This window comes from Amycolatopsis endophytica, assembly GCF_013410405.1.
Taxonomy (GTDB): domain Bacteria; phylum Actinomycetota; class Actinomycetes; order Mycobacteriales; family Pseudonocardiaceae; genus Amycolatopsis_E; species Amycolatopsis_E endophytica.
The window spans coordinates 4,931,389-4,949,296 of the sequence record NZ_JACCFK010000001.1 but is presented as its reverse complement, the minus strand read 5'-3'; the positions used below and the strand labels follow the sequence as shown (position 1 = coordinate 4,949,296).

The 17,908-nt window shown below is 71.5% G+C and carries 16 protein-coding genes; 11 read left to right on the top strand and 5 right to left on the bottom strand.

Annotated features, from left to right (window positions below; all coding sequences use genetic code 11):
* The first annotated feature begins 1 nt into the window (after position 1).
* From HNR02_RS24410 to HNR02_RS24385, 6 genes are read left to right on the top strand one after another with little or no spacing between them, the layout of a single operon-like run.
* Entirely contained in the window at positions 2 to 1,933 is a 1,932-nt protein-coding gene (locus HNR02_RS24410) for a hydantoinase B/oxoprolinase family protein (protein ID WP_179775440.1), read from the top strand.
* Between the two features lie 11 nt (positions 1,934 to 1,944).
* On the top strand, positions 1,945 to 2,346 hold the full coding sequence (locus tag HNR02_RS24405; RefSeq protein ID WP_179775439.1) for a carboxymuconolactone decarboxylase family protein: 402 nt from the start codon (positions 1,945 to 1,947) through the stop codon (positions 2,344 to 2,346).
* Entirely contained in the window at positions 2,343 to 3,086 is a 744-nt protein-coding gene (locus HNR02_RS24400) for an SDR family NAD(P)-dependent oxidoreductase (RefSeq protein WP_312861122.1), read from the top strand. The genes HNR02_RS24405 and HNR02_RS24400 overlap by 4 nt, the downstream gene beginning before the upstream one ends.
* An 11-nt stretch (positions 3,087 to 3,097) precedes the next feature.
* Complete coding sequence (locus tag HNR02_RS24395; protein ID WP_179775438.1) at positions 3,098 to 3,871, top strand: SDR family NAD(P)-dependent oxidoreductase; 774 nt, start codon at positions 3,098 to 3,100, stop codon at positions 3,869 to 3,871.
* Positions 3,871 to 5,382 (top strand): acyl-CoA synthetase, encoded by a 1,512-nt coding sequence (locus HNR02_RS24390; protein WP_179775437.1) that lies wholly within the window; start codon positions 3,871 to 3,873, stop codon positions 5,380 to 5,382. Before HNR02_RS24395 ends, HNR02_RS24390 begins: the two co-directional genes overlap by 1 nt.
* The gene (locus HNR02_RS24385) at positions 5,379 to 6,116 is read left to right on the top strand and encodes an SDR family NAD(P)-dependent oxidoreductase (RefSeq protein WP_179775436.1); all 738 of its coding nucleotides are present in this window, start codon (positions 5,379 to 5,381) and stop codon (positions 6,114 to 6,116) included. Before HNR02_RS24390 ends, HNR02_RS24385 begins: the two co-directional genes overlap by 4 nt.
* 186 nt (positions 6,117 to 6,302) lie before the next feature.
* Here HNR02_RS24385 and HNR02_RS24380 read toward each other — a convergent pair whose 3' ends face one another.
* Both HNR02_RS24380 and HNR02_RS24375 read right to left on the bottom strand, forming a co-directional pair.
* Positions 6,303 to 7,295, bottom strand: a complete 993-nt coding sequence (locus tag HNR02_RS24380; RefSeq protein WP_179775435.1) for a YeiH family protein — start codon at positions 7,293 to 7,295, stop codon at positions 6,303 to 6,305.
* 248 nt (positions 7,296 to 7,543) lie between these two features.
* A complete protein-coding gene (locus HNR02_RS24375) occupies positions 7,544 to 8,689 on the bottom strand; it encodes a glycerate kinase (protein WP_179775434.1) in 1,146 nt (381 codons plus the stop codon).
* 71 nt (positions 8,690 to 8,760) lie between these two features.
* Here HNR02_RS24375 and HNR02_RS24370 point away from each other — a divergent pair, with 71 nt between their 5' ends.
* Entirely contained in the window at positions 8,761 to 9,435 is a 675-nt protein-coding gene (locus tag HNR02_RS24370; protein WP_179775433.1) for a GntR family transcriptional regulator, read from the top strand.
* Positions 9,436 to 9,567: 132 nt separating this feature from the next.
* On the opposite strand, the gene HNR02_RS24365 is transcribed toward HNR02_RS24370, so the two are convergent.
* The 3 genes from HNR02_RS24365 to HNR02_RS24355 all read right to left on the bottom strand — a co-directional run bounded on the left by HNR02_RS24365 (position 9,568) and on the right by HNR02_RS24355 (position 13,617).
* A complete protein-coding gene (locus HNR02_RS24365) occupies positions 9,568 to 10,914 on the bottom strand; it encodes an MFS transporter (protein WP_246338628.1) in 1,347 nt (448 codons plus the stop codon).
* A 288-nt stretch (positions 10,915 to 11,202) separates the two neighbouring features.
* Positions 11,203 to 12,669, bottom strand: a complete 1,467-nt coding sequence (locus HNR02_RS24360; RefSeq protein WP_179775432.1) for an NAD-dependent succinate-semialdehyde dehydrogenase — start codon at positions 12,667 to 12,669, stop codon at positions 11,203 to 11,205.
* Positions 12,670 to 12,780: 111 nt separating this feature from the next.
* Entirely contained in the window at positions 12,781 to 13,617 is an 837-nt protein-coding gene (locus HNR02_RS24355) for an IclR family transcriptional regulator (protein ID WP_179775431.1), read from the bottom strand.
* Positions 13,618 to 13,772: 155 nt separating this feature from the next.
* On the opposite strand from HNR02_RS24355, the gene fae reads away from it, so the two are divergent.
* From fae to HNR02_RS24335, 4 genes are read left to right on the top strand one after another with little or no spacing between them, the layout of a single operon-like run.
* Positions 13,773 to 14,327 carry a formaldehyde-activating enzyme gene (fae, locus tag HNR02_RS24350; RefSeq protein ID WP_179775430.1) on the top strand — a complete coding sequence of 185 codons (555 nt, stop codon included), beginning with the start codon at positions 13,773 to 13,775 and terminating at the stop codon, positions 14,325 to 14,327.
* Positions 14,324 to 15,436 carry a mandelate racemase/muconate lactonizing enzyme family protein gene (locus HNR02_RS24345; RefSeq protein WP_179775429.1) on the top strand — a complete coding sequence of 371 codons (1,113 nt, stop codon included), beginning with the start codon at positions 14,324 to 14,326 and terminating at the stop codon, positions 15,434 to 15,436. The genes fae and HNR02_RS24345 overlap by 4 nt, the downstream gene beginning before the upstream one ends.
* Complete coding sequence (locus HNR02_RS24340) at positions 15,433 to 16,944, top strand: aldehyde dehydrogenase (protein ID WP_179775428.1); 1,512 nt, start codon at positions 15,433 to 15,435, stop codon at positions 16,942 to 16,944. The genes HNR02_RS24345 and HNR02_RS24340 overlap by 4 nt, the downstream gene beginning before the upstream one ends.
* Positions 16,945 to 16,982: 38 nt before the next feature.
* A complete protein-coding gene (locus tag HNR02_RS24335; protein WP_179775427.1) occupies positions 16,983 to 17,906 on the top strand; it encodes an NAD(P)-dependent oxidoreductase in 924 nt (307 codons plus the stop codon).
* Positions 17,907 to 17,908 lie beyond the last annotated feature (2 nt).

The following is a 17,908-nucleotide window of genomic DNA, read 5'->3' as shown; positions in this document are numbered from 1 at the left end:
CATGACTGTTTCACTCAAGGACCTCGACGACGCGCAGTTCGCCCAGCGCTACGGTGCCGACCGGTTCACCGCGACGGTGCTGTCCAGCCGGATGCGCTACATCGTGCAGCACATGTGCACCGGGCTGCTCAACAACGCGTTCTCGCTGATCCTGCGCGACTGGTACGACTTCGCGGCCACCATTTCCGGCCCGCCCGAGCAGAACTACCCGATGTCCTCGGTCAGCAACAGCCTCGCGATGTTCCTCGGCACGATGTCGGAGGCGGTGCGCAACACGATCGAGGAGTACGGCCCGGAGAACCTGCGTCCCGGCGACGTGGTGATCTGCAACGACCCGTACCGCGCGGGCAACCACGTCAACGACATCTGCTTCATCCGGCCGGTGTTCGCCGAGGGCTGCATCATCTCCTTCGTCACGCTGCGCGCCCATCAGCTGGACATGGGCGGCGTCGTGCCCGCCGGGTTCAGCGGCACCAAGCGCAACGTCTACGAAAACGGCCTGGTGATCGCCCCGACCCTGCTCTACCGGGACGACAAGCCGATCAAGTCCGCGTTCAACCTGATCTTCGACAACGCGCGCTACTGCGCGCTGCTGCTGCCCGACATCAAGACCATCTACGCGAACCTGCTGCTGGGCGAGCAGCTGATCCAGGAAAGCGTGCAGCGCTACGGCGTCGAGGCCTACCTCGGCGCGATCCGGTACAGCACCGACGTCTCCGCCGAAGCGATGAGCACCGCGCTGGCCGAGCTGCCCGACGGCGTGTACGAGGCCGAGGAGGGCATCGACTGCGACGGCGTCGACGACTCGGTGGAGTACCGGATCAAGGTCCGGATCACCAAGGCCGGGCCCCGCATGGAGCTGGACTTCAGCGGCACCTCACCGCAGGCGCGCACCAGCATCAACGCCGGCATCCTGGACACCAAGACCGCCGTCGGTGTCGCGCTCAAGTTCCTGATCGACCCGGCCACGCCGTTCACCTCCGGTGCCTACCGGGACATCGACATCGTGCTGCCCGCCGGGACGTTCATCAGCGCCACGCCACCGGACGGCGCGGTGTTCCTGTACTGGGAAAGCACCGGGCCGGTCCTGCTGGCGGTGTTCCGCGCGCTGGAGAAGGCACTGGGCCGCAAGGCGGTCGGCGGTGACTACGGCTCGCTCAACATCCACAACGCCAATGGGGTGCTCGATGACGGCACCCCGTGGGTGACCACCGCGCAGTGCGGCGGTGAGCACGGCCCCTGGGGCGCGACCGAGGCGGGCGACGCCGACAGCTACTCCGTGGTCTACCAGGCCAACAACCTCGACCCCGCGACCGAGGCGATCGAGTCCGAGCTGCCCGCGGTGGTGCTGCGCAAGGAGTACGTCCCGGACAGCTCCGGCGCGGGCACCAACCGCGGCGGTGCGGCGGTACTGAAGGACACCCTGTACCTGACCGCCGCCGAGCACTGGTCCAGCCCGCTGCACACCAAGAGCCCGAGCGGTCTCGGGGTCTACGGCGGCAGGAGTGGCGCGCTGGGCGCGACGTGGCTGTTCCCCGCCGAGGACCGCGATGTCGTGCGCACCAGGGAACTGCTGCCCACCTCCGACGACGTGTACGCCGGCGCCACCCCGGTGGCGGGCATGCTGGACCCGGAGACCAAGTGCGTCGACCCGGCCGGAGAGTACTTCTACTTCGCCAGCACACCGGTGTGGCACACCACTCCGCACGCGGTGTTCCGCTACCTCACCAACGGTGGCGGCGGCTGGGGCAACCCGCTCGACCGCGACCCGGAGCGGGTCAAGCGGGACGTGCGTGACGAGTACGTGACCGTGGAGGGCGCCTACCGCGACTACGGCGTGGTCATCACCGGTGACCCTCGCACCGATCCGGAAGGGCTGCGCGTCGACGAGGAAGCCACCCGCCGTCGCCGCGCCGAACTGGCCGCACAGTAAGGGAGACGAGCATGACTTCGATCGAGCTCAACGACCGCCAGCGCGAGCTGCGTGAGCAGTTCGTGTCCGAGCGCGGCTACTGGAACCCCTTCTGGGAGGGACTGCTCAGCCTGGACCCCGAGTTCTTCGAGGCGTACCTGGCCTTCTCGTCGGTGCCGTGGCGCAAGGGGGTCCTGGAACCGAAGGTGCGCGAACTGATCTACACCGCGATCGACGCCTCCACCACGCACCTCTACGAACCCGGGCTGCGCCAGCACATCCGCAACGCACTGGGCTACGGGGCGACCAAGGAGGAAATCATGGAGGTGCTGGAGCTGACCAGCGTCCTGGGCATCCACACCTGCACGCTCGGCGTTCCGGTGCTGATGGAGGAACTGGAAGCCCACGAACGCCGCAACGGCGAGAACTCGTGACCGGTGTCCTCGCCGCGGGCGGCGCCGCCGGGATGCGCGGCCACCAGGCCGTCGTCACCGGCGCCGCCCGCGGCATCGGCGCGCACATCGCCCGTGAACTGGCCGCCGCGGGCGCCGCCGTGACGGTGCTCGACGTCAACGACCCCGCCGGCACCGTCGAGGCCATCCGGGCCGAGGGCGGCACCGCCGCCGGGCACGCGGTGGACGTCACCGACCTGGCCGCGGTGCGCGCGGCCCTGTCCGGACTGCCCGCGCTCGACGCGCTGGTCACCTCCGCGGCGGTGTACGGCGACACGGTGTCCCTCGACGACCTGGACGAGTCCGAAGTGGACCACGTGCTCGGTGTCAACGTGAAGGGCACCCTGTGGACCGTCAAGGCGGCTTTGCCACTGTTGCGGCGGCAGGGCGGGCGCGTCGTCTGCATCGGCTCGGTCGCGGGCAAGGTCGGCGGTGTGCTCGCCGGGCCGCACTACGTGGCCAGCAAGGGCGCCGTGCACGCGATGGTGAAGTGGCTTGCCAAGACCGAGGCCGCGAACGGGATCGCCGCCAACGGCGTCGCTCCCGGTGTCGTGGACACCGAGATGGTCGCCGGGCGCGGCTACCGGCCGGACTACTGCCCGCTGGGCAGGCTCGCCCGGCCGGAGGAGATCGCGCGGGTGGCGGCGTTCCTCGCCTCCCCCGCGGCCAGCTACATGACCGGCGCCGTGGTCGACGTCAACGGCGGATACGCGATGGGTTGAGAGGACACCACATGGACTGCGCTGTCATCACCGGCGCCGCCTCCGGTATCGGGCGGGCCTGCGCGTTGCGGCTGGCCGCGACGGGAGCGACGGTCGCGCTGCTGGACGTGGACGGGGCGAGCGGCACGCGGCGGGACATCGAGGAACGCGGCGGCAGGGCCGCCGAGTACGCGGTCGACGTCACCGACGACGACGCGGTGCGGGACGTGATCGGCGCGCTGCCCGGTGCGCCGCGCGTGCTGGTCAACGCCGCCGGCATCATCGTGCGCAAGAAGCTGCTGGAGTGCTCGGTCGAGGAGTGGCGACGCGTCGTCGACGTCAATCTCACCGGGTACTTCATCCTGCTGCGGCACGTCATCCCGGCCATGACCGCCGCGGGCGGGGGCTCGATCGTGCAGATCGCCTCGATCGCCGGGCACACCGGGTACGGGTTCTCCTCCTACACCGCGGCCAAGGGCGGGGTGCTCGCGCTGACCAAGCAGCTCGCCGCGGAGCTGGCCGGGCACCGGATCCGGATCAACTCGGTGAGCCCCGGTGTGGTCGAGAGCGGGCTGAACCGCGACACCCTGGGCAACCAGGCGATCCGGTCGGCCACCGTGGACAACATCCCGCTCGGGCGGCTGGGCGAACCGGACGACATCGCCCGTGTCGTCGCCTTCCTCGCCGGCCCCGAGTCCGCCTTCGTCACCGGCGCCGACCTGGTGGCCGATGGCGGCATGATCAGCACGATCCACTGGGGCGAGGCGGGCGCGCAACTGCACAGCTTCCACGCCGAGGAGCGCTGATGGCCAACTTCGCCGCCATGCTGGACCACAATGTGGGTCGGTACCCGGACAAGGTCGTGCTGTCCCAGGGCGAGCACCGCCTGACCAACCGGGAGCTGTCCACCCGGGTGCACGCGCTGGCCGCGGGCCTGCGCGAGCTGGGCATCGGCCGTGGTGACATCGTCGCGCTGCTGCTGTACAACCACATCGAGTTCCTGGAAACCGTGCTGGCGCTCAACCACCTCGGCGCCGCGTTCCTGCCGCTGAACTACCGGCTCTCCCCCGCCGAATGGGACTACATCGTCGCCGACGCCGGGACGGCCGCGATCCTGACCGAACCCGAGTTCGCCGAGGCCGCGTCGGCGATCCCGGTGCGGCACCGGCTGCTGCTGGGCGCGCAGCGCGACGGGTGGCTGTCCTACGAGGACCTCGTGGCCCGCAACCTCGGCCAGGTGGTGCCGATCGAGGACGTCGGCCCGGACGCGCTGCAGCGCCTGATGTACACCTCCGGCACCACCTCCCGGCCGAAGGGGGTGTGCATCACCCATGCCAACCTGCTGCACAAGAATCTCGGCCACATCGTCGAGTTCGGCATCACCAGCGCCGACACCACACTGGTGTGCGGTCCGCTCTACCACGTCGGCGGGCTCGACCTGCCCGCGCTGGCCACCCTGCACGCGGGCGGTGCGCTGGTCCTGACCCGGAAGTTCGACGCCGCCGAGGTCGCCGACACCATCGAGCGGGAACGCCCGAGCAACATCTGGCTCGCCCCCTCCATGATGAACGCCCTGCTGCACCTGCCGGGCATCACCGAACGCGACACCTCCTCGATCCGGTTCATCATCGGTGGCGGGGAGAAGATGCCGGTGCCGCTCATCGAACGGATCCGCGCCGCGTTCCCCACCGCCTGGTTCGCCGACGCCTACGGGCTCACCGAGACCGTCTCCGGCGACACCTTCAACGACGCCGGGCACATGCTGTCCAAGGCCGGATCGGTCGGCAGGCCGGTCGTGCACCTGCGTGTGCGCATCGTGGACGACACCGGCCGGGAAGTGCCCACCGGGGAGCTGGGCGAGATCACCCTGTCCGGCCCCAAGGTGTTCGCCGGGTACTGGCACGACCCGGACGCGACGGCGAAGGCCCTGCGTGACGGGTGGTTCCACACCGGCGACATCGGACGGGTCGACGAAGACGGCTACCTCTACGTCGAGGACCGGAAGAAGGACATGATCGTCTCCGGCGGGGAGAACATCGCGACCCCGGAGGTCGAGCGCGTCCTCTACGAACACCCCGACGTGGTCGAGGCCGCGGTCGTCGGGATGTCCCACGAGCGGTGGGGTGAGGTGCCGAAGGCGTTCGTCGTGCTGCGGCCGGGCGCCGAAGTGGACGGCGCCGGGCTGGTCGCGTTCTGCCGCGAACGCCTGGCGAAGTTCAAGGTGCCCGCCGAGATCCGGTTCCTCGACGAGCTCCCGCGCACCCCCTCGGGCAAGGTGCTCAAGCGCGACCTGCGGTCCCTGCCGGTGATCGCGTGAGCACGTTCGATCTCACCGGAAAGACGGCGTGGGTGACCGGGGCCGGCAAGGGCCTCGGCAGGGAGATGTCGCTGGCCCTGGCGCGGGCGGGTGCGCGGCTGGCTGTGACGTCCCGGACCGAAAAGGATCTGCGCACGCTGGCGGAGGAGGCCGGGCCGGATACGGTGGTGCTGCCCGGGTCCGTGGACGAGCCCGGCTTCGCCGACGACTGCGTGCGGCGTCTCGGCCGGGTCGACGTCCTGGTCAACTGTGCCGGAATCAGCCCGGTGTTCACGCGCAGCGAATCGCTGACCGACGACGACTGGTACCGGGTGCTGCGCGTCAACCTCGACGGCACGTACTTCTGCTGCCGCGCCGCCGGCCGCCGCATGCTCGACCAGGGATCGGGCAGCATCGTGAACGTCTCCTCGGTGCACGCCACCACCGGCTTCCCGCGCATCGCCGCCTACGCCGCCAGCAAGGGCGGTGTGGAGGCGCTGACGCGAGTACTCGCGGTGGAGTGGGCCGAGCGCGGGGTGCGGGTGAACACGCTGGCGCCCGGGTACTTCGCCACGGACCTGTCCGACGGGCTGATGAACAGCCGCTGGGGTGAGGTCATCGTCGGCGCCGTGCCGCAGGGCCGCATCGGTGCGGCGAGCGAACTGGCCGGTGCGGTGGTGTTCCTGGCCGGCGACGCCTCGTCGTACGTGACCGGCACTACCCTGCGCGTGGACGGCGGGTGGACCGCGCACTGAGCCACGCTTCCCCGGTCGCAGAGCTCGGCGAGTTCCCGCGCGCCCGGCGCGACCTCGCGTCGTCGCCGCGGGCTTTCTCCCGAAGGGTCCCGGCGCGTGCCGGGACGAAGGCGCCCTGCGCCCCGGGCCAGACGATGTCGACGTACAGGCGGGGTCGTGTCGGTGATCGAAGTGACCGCCCCGTCGTCACACGCCACCGGTGGCGGCGAGCGCGCCGAGGCCCGCCAGCGCGACCAGGACCGTGGACACGGCACCCAGCACCAGCCCCCGCCGCCCGGTCCGCAGAAGCGCACCGACGCGGACGTTGCTGCCCAGTCCGAACAACGCGGCCGCGAACAGCAGCGTCGTCGTGACGCTGCCCGCCGACAACACCGCCCGCGGCACCACACCACTGCTGCGCATCACCATCATCACCAGAAAACCCAGAACGAACAGGGGAACCAGAGGCGGCCGCTTCCCCGCGCCCGCACCATGCCGGCGCCGCCGCACGATGCTCACCCCCGCGACCATCGGAGCGAGCAGGACCACCCGCGTCAGCTTCACCACGACCGCGATCGCCACCGCCGCCGCCCCCGCGGGCGACGCCGCCGCCACCACCTGGGCGACCTCGTGCACACTCAACCCCGCCCACGCGCCGAGATGCTCCGGCCCCAGGCCCAGCGCGTGCCCGGCCAGCGGCACGAGCGCGATCGCCGCACTCCCGTACAACGTCACCAGAGTCACGCCGGTGGCCACGTCCTCCTTGTCGGTGCCGGTCACGCTGTCCATCGCCGCGATCGCCGACGCACCACAGATCGAAAACCCGGTCGCCACCATCAGCCCGAGTCCCCGCGACACTCCGAACAGCCTGCCGAACGCCAGGGTGCCGAAGAACGCCACGAGCACGGTCACCACCACCGCGACCACCGTGCCCGGACCCAGACCGGCGATCTCACCGAGCCCCAGCTGCAGACCGAGCAGCACCACACCCCACCGCAGGAACTTCTTCGTGGCCCAGGCCAGCCCCGCGCGGGTCCGTTGTGGAAGCAGCCCGCCCACCACGACACCGAGAACCACCGCCACCGTCAGGGCGCTGACCGCCGGAACCAGTTTGCCGAATCCGAAAGCGACAGCCGTGCCCACGGCGGTCACGAGCAAACCCGGCGCGAGACGACCGGGATGATGCCGCGTTGTTGTCATGTCCCGAGCATCAGCCGTCGCGCGCCCGACCGGTACCCGCCGACCGGGATGGACGTCATAACCTGCGTGCATGGCACGGCGGGCCTGACGCCGACCCCTTGCGGCTGCTGGTCCTGGCCGGCGGCCACGGCAACCTCAGTCCCCGCCGAAGCGACCGCAGCGAAGCGGGCCCGCGTCCGCTCCGCGAAAAGCCTTACGCGGTCGCGGACGTGACATCGTTGCCCTTCCGGCGGGGACGGGCGGCGGCGTCAGCGGGCTGGTGCGTCCCGTTGCGCCTGCGCCACTGTCGCGGCGAGCAGGGTGCCTGCCTGTTCGAGCGCCCGGATGGTGCGGTCCCGGTCGCCGACGGTGGGACCGGCGATCCGTTCGAGCGCGACGACACGGACCAGGCCGAGTCGCGCGGCCTCCTCGCCCAGCCGGTCCTGTCCGACCACGGCTGCGACCGGAACGCGATGGTGCCGGGCGACCCCGGCGACCACCGCGGGGGTTTTCCCGGCCAGGGACTGCCTGTCGAGCCGGCCCTCCCCGGTGATGACGAGATCGGCGCCGGATGTGGCGGCATCAAGGCCGAGGGCATCGGCGATCCGCTCCCCGCCTCCGGCCAGTTCGGCGCCGAGGAGCCGAAGCCCCCACCCGAGCCCTCCGGCGGCACCGGCACCGGCGGCATTCGGGTCGGCGAATCCCGCGGGCGGCGGCGTTCGTGCGACGACCTGGGCGAAACGGGAGAGTCCGGCTTCGATGCGGTGGACGGCGGCGGGGTCCGCGCCCTTCTGCGGTCCGAAGACCTCGGCGGCGCCGGACGCGCCGAGCAGCGGTGAGTCGACGTCGCACAGCCCCAGCAGCCGGATCGACGCAAGCCGCGGGTCGAGACCGGACCAGTCCAGCTCGGCGAGCTCGGCCAGCGCGCTGCCACCGGCGGCGAGGGGCTGCCCGGCGCGATCAAGGAACCGGGCACCGAGACGGCGCAGCATGCCGGCGCCACCATCGCTCGTGGCGCTTCCGCCGAGACCGACCTGGATCTCGCCCGCACCGGCGTCGAGTGCGTGGCGGATCGCGTCCCCTACCCCGGAGCTGTCCGCCCGTTCGGCCATCCCCGCCGTCGGCCGCGCGCCACCCAGCCCGCAGATCTCGGCGATCTCGACAAGATAAGTGCCATCGCGACGGGCCACCCGCGCGGACTCCGGGCGTCCGTCCGCAGCGGGGACGACCAGGGTGTCGTGGTCATAGCCGCCGTGCAGGAGCGCGTCGAGCGTGCCGTCACCCCCATCGGCCATGGGCAGCTCACGGACATCGAGTCCCGGCTCGGCGCGCCGCAGACCACGGGACACCGCGGCGCACGCCTCCGCCGCCGTGGCGGTGCCCTTGAGCTTGTCCATCGAGACCAGTACGCGCATCCGTTCCCCTTCCCGCCCAAAGATTGTAATACATGTATGCGGGTATCGCGGATGCCCACTATCCTGAGCCGATGGCGGACACCTCTGCTCTCACCGTGGTCTCGGTCCCCGACTCCCTCACCGCCGCGCTGCGCGAACGGATCCTGACCCAGCAGCTCCCGGCGGGCGCACGGGTCGCCGAAGCCGCGGTGGCGCAGCAGTTCGGGGTGTCGCGCCCCAGCGCACGGGTCGCCGTCGAACGGTTGATCGCCGAGGGGCTGCTGGAACGCACCGCGCACCACGCCGCGCGTGTCCTCACGTTCCGGCCCGAGGTCGTGACCGACATGTACCTGTCCCGGTCGGTCATCGAAGCGGGCGTGTACCGCCTGCTCGCCGAATCACCCCGCGAGCTCGGCGCCGCCGAGCAGGCGATCGAGCGCATGCACAACGCCGCCACGGAGGGAGACGTGGTCGAGGTGGTGGACGCCGACGTGTGCTTCCACCGCGAACTCGTGAGCCTTCTCGGCAGCCCCGGCGTGAGCGCCATCCACGACAAACTCATCAACCAGATGCGCCTGTGCCTCGCGCAGGTACAGAACAACCACCTGCTCGACCCGTTCGTCATCGAGCAGGAACACCAGGCGATCCTCGACGCGATCCGCGCCAGGAACGCCGACCTCGCCGACCGGCACGGCAGGCACCACCTCGAACACGCACGAGACCGTCTGCTGGCACACCTGGCCGGAGACCGGCCTCCCGCCGGATGACCCCGGGCCGCCTGAGCGGGCCGCACGAACGGTGCCGCGATGTCGTGGTCCGCACCCGCGCCACCGGGCGTGTCGCGCCGGTGCGGGGTCCGGCCGCGAACGGCAACCGTGGCGGCGGGTTGCCGCGACGGGCTACCGGCTGTTCGTCTCGGTCGCGGCGCGGGCGGCGTGACTCAGTTCGAGCCCGGCGGTTTCCGGGGCGAGGAAGTGCGACAACAGGCCGCCCGCGGCAAGCACGGCCGCCCCGATCAGCATGGTGGGGCCGACTCCGAGGTGGGTGAGCGCGACCGGCAGCAGGAAGGTGCCGATCGCGGCCCCGACGCGGCTCATCGCGGTCGCGAACCCGACTCCGGTGGTGCGGATGGCGGTCGGGAACACCTCCAGCGGGTAGACCGCGGTCAGCGCGCTGGAGGCCGCGTTGAGGAAGGCGAACACGAGGAAGCAGGCGACGACCACGGCGATCGGCGCGGTGGGCCAGAACCCGATCAGCGCGAGCGCCGCCGCGGTGATCCAGAACGGCGGGATCAGCAGTTTGCGGCGGCCGATGCGCTCGACCAGCAGGCAGCCGGCGGCCACGCCCACGACCGCGAGCGCGTTGCTGGCCAGCGAACCGGCGAGCGCGTCGTCGAGGCCGAGTGCCTGGAGCACCTGCGGGGAGAACGTGCCGATGGCGAAGTAGGGCAGCACCAGCGCCGCCCAGAACGTGCTGGCGAACACGGTGCTGCGCAGGTGACGGCGGGTGAACAGCAGGCGCAGGCTGTTGCGCCGCTCGCCGTCGGCGAGTTCGGTGTCCACGTCGACGTCCATGCCGTAGCGGCGGATCAGCTGCTCGGCTTCGGCTCGCCTGCCCTTGCTCAGCAGCCACCGGGCCGATTCGGGGATGCCGCCGCGCAGCGCCACGCAGACGAGCGCGATCAGTGTGCTGCTGCCCAGCGTCCAGCGCCATCCACCGTCCACACCGGACAGTGCGTAGCCGACCGCGAAGGCGAGCATGAACCCGACGTACCAGCTGACTTCGAGGCTGGCCAGCAGCCGCCCACGGTTGTGACGCGGCGCGTATTCCGACAGCAGGGGCGCGCCGATCGCGTACTCGCCGCCGATCGCGATGCCCATCACCAGCCGGATGACGAACAGCTGCCACGCGTTGTCCACGAAGAACTGGGCGACGGAACCGAGAAGGAAGATCATCATGTCGGTCAGGAACACGATGCGCCTGCCGAAGCGGTCGGCGAACCAGCCGAACAGCGGCCCGCCGAGGAAGATGCCTGCCAACGCGGACGCACCGATCAGCCCGGCGGTCCAGTCCGACATGTGCAGATCAGCGGTGATCGCGGGCATCGCGGCCCCGATCCCGCCGAGGATGTACCCGTCGATGCCCTGACCCACCTGGGTGGCGAGCATCAGTTTGGTGCGCAGTCGGCGGCGGCCGCGCTCGTCGGTGACGGAGCCGCCGGTGTCGGTATCGGGCAACGCTGCCATGAACCGTCCTGTTCTCGTGTGAAGGGGGGAAGGAGCGGGGCCAAGCCGTGTTTTTCAGCGGCGGAGCCGCTTGAGGTGGGCCGTCAACTTGCACCGCCGCGGGTTTGATTCAGCGGGGTCGCGCGGAGCGCGTCCGTTGAGGGTGGTGGTGGGCTGGCGGGTGGGTGGTTCCTGGCGAGGACAGCGCCGACGTGGTGAATCGGCATTCATGAGGAGGCGATCCCGGAGCCAGGGGCCGCCTCAGGTTCCGCCACCCGCACCGCCACGCAAGCCACTCCCGAAACAGCCTTAGCTCGGCCAGTCGACGGCGAAGTAGCGGGTTTCGAGGAAGGCGTCGATGCCTTCCCGTCCGCCTTCGCGGCCCAGCCCGGACTGCTTCACGCCGCCGAACGGCGCGGCCGGGTCGGAGATCAGGCCGCGGTTGATGCCGGCCATCCCGGTTTCCAGGCGTTCGGCGAGGCGCAGGGCGTGGCCGAGGTCGGCCGAGTAGACGTAGGCGGCGAGGCCGTGCTCGGTGTCGTTGGCGCGCGCGATCAGGTCGTCCTCGTCGGTGAACGTGGTGATCGGGGCGACCGGGCCGAACACCTCGGTGCGCATGATCTCGGCGTCGTCGGGCACGTCCGCGAGCACGGTCGCCGGGTGGAACCATCCGGGTCCGGCGGGGCGGGGGCCCTGCGCGGTCACCGTGGCGCCCCTGGCGACGGCGTCGGCGACGAGACCGGTGATCTTGTCCACCGCGGCCTGGTTGATCATCGGCCCGAGGCCGACGCCATCGCCGAGCCCGGGTCCGGCCGGGACGGCGGCCATCGCCTCGCCGAGTTTGGCGGTGAACTCGGCGGCGACGTCGGCGTGCACGTAGAACCGGTTCGCGGCGATGCACACCTCGCCACCGCCGCGCATCTTGGCGTCCATCGCGCCGCGCACGGCGGCGTCCACGTCGGCGTCGGCGCAGACGACGAACGGGGCGTTGCCGCCGAGTTCCATGGTGACGTTGACGACGGTGTCCGCCGCCTGCCGGAGCAGGACCCGGCCGGTGGCGGTGGATCCGGTGAACGAGAACTTCCGCACCCGCTCGTCGCCGAGCCAGACACCGGCCACGTCGGCGGCCCGGTCGGTGGGCAGGACGTTGCACACGCCGGCGGGCAGCCCCGCCTCGGCGAGCAGCCCGGCGATCGCCAGTGCGGTCAGCGGGGTCTCCGGCGCCGGTTTGAGCACGACCGAGCACCCCGCGGCGAGTGCGGGCGCGATCTTGCGGGTGGCCATCGCGGCCGGGAAGTTCCACGGGGTGACGAACGCCGCGACCCCGACCGCGGACTTGCGCACCACGTGCCGGTAGCCACCGCCGGGCGCGTCAGCGAACCCGGATCCGATGCGGACGGCCTCCTCGGCGAACCAGCGGAAGAATTCGGCGGCGTAGGAGACCTCGGCGAGCGCGTCACGGTAGGCCTTGCCGTTCTCCAGGGTGATCAGCCGCGCCAGCGCCGGCGCGTGCTCGTGCATCGCGGCGAAAGCGGCGTGCAGCACTTCGGAGCGGCGACGCGGGGCGACCGCCCGCCACCGCCGCAATCCGTCCTGCGCCGCATCCACTGCCGCGCGGGCGTCTTCCGGCGCGGCGGCCGACACCTCGCGGACCGGCTCCGTGGTGGCCGGGTCGGCGACCGGGAACGTCCGGCGGTCGGCGGCGGGGAGCCAGCGTCCGCCCAGGAACAGGTCGCCCTCCCCCGCTGCGGTCTTCGCGATCGCGTCGATGTCCATCCTGCACTCCTCACGAACCTGACCTGGCGCGAGGCAACGTATGAGCCGGAGGTGTTGCGGGGCAAGAGATCCCGCGGTTTCGCAATCTGAGTTGCGGTCAGGACAACCGCCTCAGGTGAAGCGCCGGGACGAGGGCGGGACGGGACGCATCCGCCAGCCCAGTTGTTCCGACACCACCCCGGCCGCCCGTGCCGTGACCCGCCCGGCGTCCGCCAGCCGCGCGGCGAGGCGGTCCTTGGGCGCGGAGACGTTCAGCGCGGCGACCACGCGCCCGCGGAAGTCGCGGACCGGGGCGGAAACCCCGACGAGGTCCTCTTCGAACTCTTCGCGGACGGCGGCGTAACCGTCGCGCCGGGACCGCTGGATCGCCGACCACAGGTCGGGCAGCGTGCGCACGGGCGAGCGCGGGCATCCGGCGCCGAGGTCGGCCTGCAGTCCGAACCGGACATACAACTCGTCCGGTGTGGCGTCGGACAGCAGGACCCGCCCCGCCGACGTACAGGGCGCGGGCACGCCGCGGCCCTCCCAGCCGTGCACACGGAAGGAGTGCCCGGACACCGACAGCAGGGTGAGCACCTGGTTCTCGCGCAGCACGCACAGGTGGACGGTTTCCTCGAGTTCACCGGACAGTGTGTGCATGACCGGCTCGGCCGCGCGCAGCAGCCGGTCTTCGACCGTGCGGGCGACGAGGGAGAACAGCCGCCAGCCCAGCCGGTACTCCAGCGTGTCCGGGTCGCGCTCGACGATGCCCACCTCGGCGAGTGCCTTGAGCGCGCGGGACACCTGGCTCTTCTCCCGGCCGACCAGATGCGCCAGGCGGACCACGCCGAGACCGCCCGCGTGCTGGGCCTCCTCCGACGCCAGCGCCTCCAGCAGGTCGACGTCCCGCCGCAGACCGTGGCCCTGGTTGCGCGCACCCCCGTCGGTGCGCTGAGCGTCCGAACTCACGGCCGTAGCGTAAACCAGCGGTAACGGCGCTGGTCACGACCTGAGTTGCCGCCACCGCAACGCACATTGCGATCGTCGTCGGCGCCTTGCCGACGCCTCCCCCGGCTCCTTACCGTTCCGGTGCGTCACCACCATCCGCCACTTCTGGAGATTCCATGACTTTCGCGCCCACCGCGCTGGTCGGCGAGTCGTTCGTCGGCACCGGGGTCAACGCCGCGCACACCAACATCGTGCTCGGGCGCAAGGGGGGTCCCGTCGAGACCGCCTGGGCGACCGCGCTGGCCACCCCGAGCGCCGGCCACGTGCCGTTCGTGGCCGTGCTGCGGCCGAGCGTGCCGGTCAAGCCGCTGACGTTGTTCGTCACCAAGGCCGCTGCCTCCGGCGACCTGCACGAGCGGGCCACCTGGGGGTCGGCCCAGGCCGGGCTGGCGCAGGGCGTCGCCGACGCGGCCGGGCACGGGCTGATCCCGGCCGCCGAGCTGGACGAGCTGCTGATCATCGCCGCGATCTGGGTCAACCCCGGCGTGGACGACCTCGACGAGTCCTTCCGCAACCAGCGGGCGGCCGCGTTCGGTGCACTCCGCGCGGCCGTGGCCGGCACGCCGACGGCCGACGAAGTGCTGGCGGCGGCACGGGCGGGCGCGGCGAACCCGTTCTACGAGCCCGGCGCCGCCCTGCTCGCCGAGTCCGCGCCGGAGGCCGCCCGATGAAGATCACCGACATCACGCTGGACCGGCTGCGGCTCGAACTCGACCCGCCGCTGCGTGCCGCGTGGGACCCCGAGCCGCGGCGGCACTTCGACGCCACGATCGTGCGGGTGCACACCGACGAAGGGGTCACCGGCATCGGCTCGGGCGACACCATGGACGGGTTCGAGGCGTTCCGCGACCTCTTCCTCGGCTCCGACCCGCTCGACATCGTGCGGCACGTGAAGGCGATCGAGACCGCCAACTTCCACGGCGGCCACTACTGGCCGCTGGAGGTCGCGCTCTGGGACATCATCGGCAAGACGGCGGGCCTGCCGGTGGCCGCGCTGTTCGGCAACGCGGCCACCTCGCTGCCCGCCTACGCCTCCAGCGCCGAGCTCAAGTCGCCCGCCGAGCGGGTGGAGACCGCCCTGGCGGCGCGGGCGGCCGGGTTCCGGGCGGTCAAGATCCGCATCGACCGCGACCGGGTGGCCGAGGGGATCGCCGCGGTCGAGGCGGTGCGCGCCGAACTCGGGCCGGACTTCGAGATCATGGTCGACCTCAACCAGTCCTGGCGCATGGCCGGGGACACCGCGGACGCCTCGGATCTGGTCAAGACCCGGCGGATCGTGCGCAGGCTGGCCGAGCTGGACGTGTTCTGGGTGGAGGAACCGCTGCCCTACGCGGATCTGGAGGGTTTCCGGATGCTGCGGACGGACAACCCGGGCGTGCGGATCGCGGCGGGCGAGATGCACCATTCGGTGCCGGAGTTGGTGCGCTACCTGGAACACGACGTGCTCGACGTCTACCAGATGGACGTCGTGCTCGCGGTGGGCATGCACCGCGCCCGCACTCTCGCCGAACTGGCGCAGCTCAAGCACCGGCAGTTCACGCCGCACAGCTGGACCAACGGCATCGGCGTGCTGGCGAACCTGCACGTCGCGGCCGGGGTCGGCGGCGGGCCGTTCTTCGAGTTCCCGTTCGACCCGCCGGGCTGGACGCCGGAGCGGCGCGACTTCATGCTGGCCGAGCCGGTGATGATCAACGCCGCCGGTGAGCTGGAAGTCCCCCAGGCGCCGGGCCTCGGCGTCGAACTCGACGAGGACGCCGTGCGGAGGTGGCGGATCCGATGAGCACCGAGCTGTCCCAGCGCGACCACGCCGCCTGGCTGGCCGCCGCCGGGCGCCTGACGTTCGAGAACCGGCCGTTCATCGACGGCGCCTTCACCGACGCGCTGTCCGGCGACGCGTTCGCCACGACCTCGCCGCGCGACGGTTCGGTCCTCACCGAGGTGCAGGCCGGTGGCGCGGAGGACATCGACCGGGCGGTGCGCGCGGCGCGGGCCGCCTTCGACGACGCGCGGTGGCGCGGTCTGCCGCCCGGGGACCGCAAGCGGATCATGCTGCGGTGGGCGGAGTCCATCCACGCGCACGCCGAAGAACTCGCCCTGCTCGACACGCTCGAAATGGGCAAACCGATCACCGAGGCGCTGCGTGTCGACGTGGCCAAGACCGCGGAGACCATCGCCTGGTACGCCGAGACGATCGACAAGACCTACGGCGAGGTCGCGCCCGCGCCGGGGGACGCACTGGCCTTCATCACCCGGGAACCGCTCGGGGTGATCGGCGCGGTGGTGCCGTGGAACTACGCCCTGCTGATCGCGTCCTGGAAGCTCGGCCCGGCACTGGCGACCGGCAATTCGGTGGTGCTCAAACCCGCGGAGCAGACGTCGCTGGCCGCCCTGCTGCTGGCGCGGCTCGCGCACGAGGCCGGGCTGCCCGCGGGCGTGTTCAACGTGGTGCCGGGGCGCGGCGAGGTCGCCGGGCAGGCGCTGGGCAGGCACCCGGACGTGGACAAGGTCGCGTTCACCGGTTCGGCCGAGGTCGCGCGGCGTTTCCAGGTGTACGCGGGCGAGTCCAACGGCAAGCAGGTCGCCGTGGAGGCGGGCGGCAAGTCACCGCAGCTGGTGCTGCCGGACGCGGACATCCCGGCCGCGGCGTCCGCCGTGGCGTGGGGCATCTTCTACAACGCGGGCCAGACCTGCAACGCCGGGTCCCGCCTCATCGTGCACAGCGCGGTCAAGGACCGGCTGCTGGAGGAGATCGTCAAGATCACGCGGGAGACCTTCCGGGTGGGCGATCCGCTGGATCCGGCGACCGTGATGGGCCCGATCGTGGACGAGACGCAGCTGCGGCGCGTGCTCGGTTACCTGGACACCGCGCGGGCCGAGGGCGCCGAAACGCTGCTCGGTGGCGGCCGGATCCATCCCGGAACGGGCGGCACCTTCCTCGAGCCGACCATTGTGGACGGCGTATCCAACGACATGACCCTCGCCCGTGAGGAGATCTTCGGGCCCGTGCTGTCGGTGATCACCTTCGACGGGGACGCCGAGGAGGGCGCGCGGCTGGCGAACGACTCCGACTTCGGCCTGGTGGCCTCGGTGTGGACCCGTGACGTGACGACCGCGCACCGCGTGGCCCGGAATCTGCGGGCCGGCACGGTCTGGATCAACACCTTCGACGCCAGTGACGTGATCACCCCGTTCGGCGGGTTCAAGGCAACCGGAGCGGGCCGGGACAAGTCCCTGCACGCGCTGGACGCCTACTCCGCGCTCAAGACCACCTGGGTCGACCTGTCCTGAGGGGCCGGTTCCCACCAGCTTCGATTGCGAGAACAACCATGCGAGTCGGATTCATCGGACTGGGCAACATGGGCAGGCACATGGCCCGCCACCTGATCCACGCCGGTCACGAGGTCACCGTGCACGACGCCCGTGCCGAGGCGGCGGCCGAGCACCTGGCGCTCGGGGCGACCTGGGCGGGCAGCCCCGCGGACTGCGCGGCGGAGGCCGAGGTGCTGATCACCATGCTGCCCACCCCGCGCATCGTCGAGGATGTCCTGCTGCGCGGTGGCGCGGCCGCCGCGCTCGAACCGGGTGCACTGTGGGTGGACATGTCCACCTCCACCCCGGCCGCCGCCGAACGGGTCGCCCAGGACGTCCTCGACGCGCGCGGCGTGCACCGGCTGGACGCGCCGGTCAGCGGGATGGCACGCGGCGCGGAAGCCGGGACACTGCAGATCTTCGTCGGCGGGGACGCCACCCAGTTCCAGCGCGCGATGCCGCTGTTCACCGCGATGGGCGCGCCCGGCGACATCCTGCACGTCGGTGTCACCGGGTCCGGGTACACGGCCAAGCTCATGATCAACCTGCTGTGGTTCTGCCACGTCGTGGCCACCTCGGAGGTTCTGGCGATGGGGGTCAAGGCCGGGGTGGACCTCGGGGTGCTGCGCGCGTCGCTGCTGGCCAGCCCCGCCGCGTCGAACTTCCTGGAACGCGACATCGAATCGGTGCTCGCCGACGGCGACTACGACGATTCGTTCGCGATGGCGCTGGCCTGCAAGGATCTCGGCCTCGCCGTCGACCTGGGCCGCGAACTGGGCGTGTCCACGGAGGTGTCCGCGCTCGTCGAGCAGATCTACCGGCGCGCCAAGGCGCAGTTCGGCGACCTGGCCGGGGAGATGACCCCGGTGCGGTTGTACGAGGGTCTGGCCGGGCGGCCGTTCCGGCTGGCCGCCACGCAGACTCCGGCGGCCGCCCTGTGACC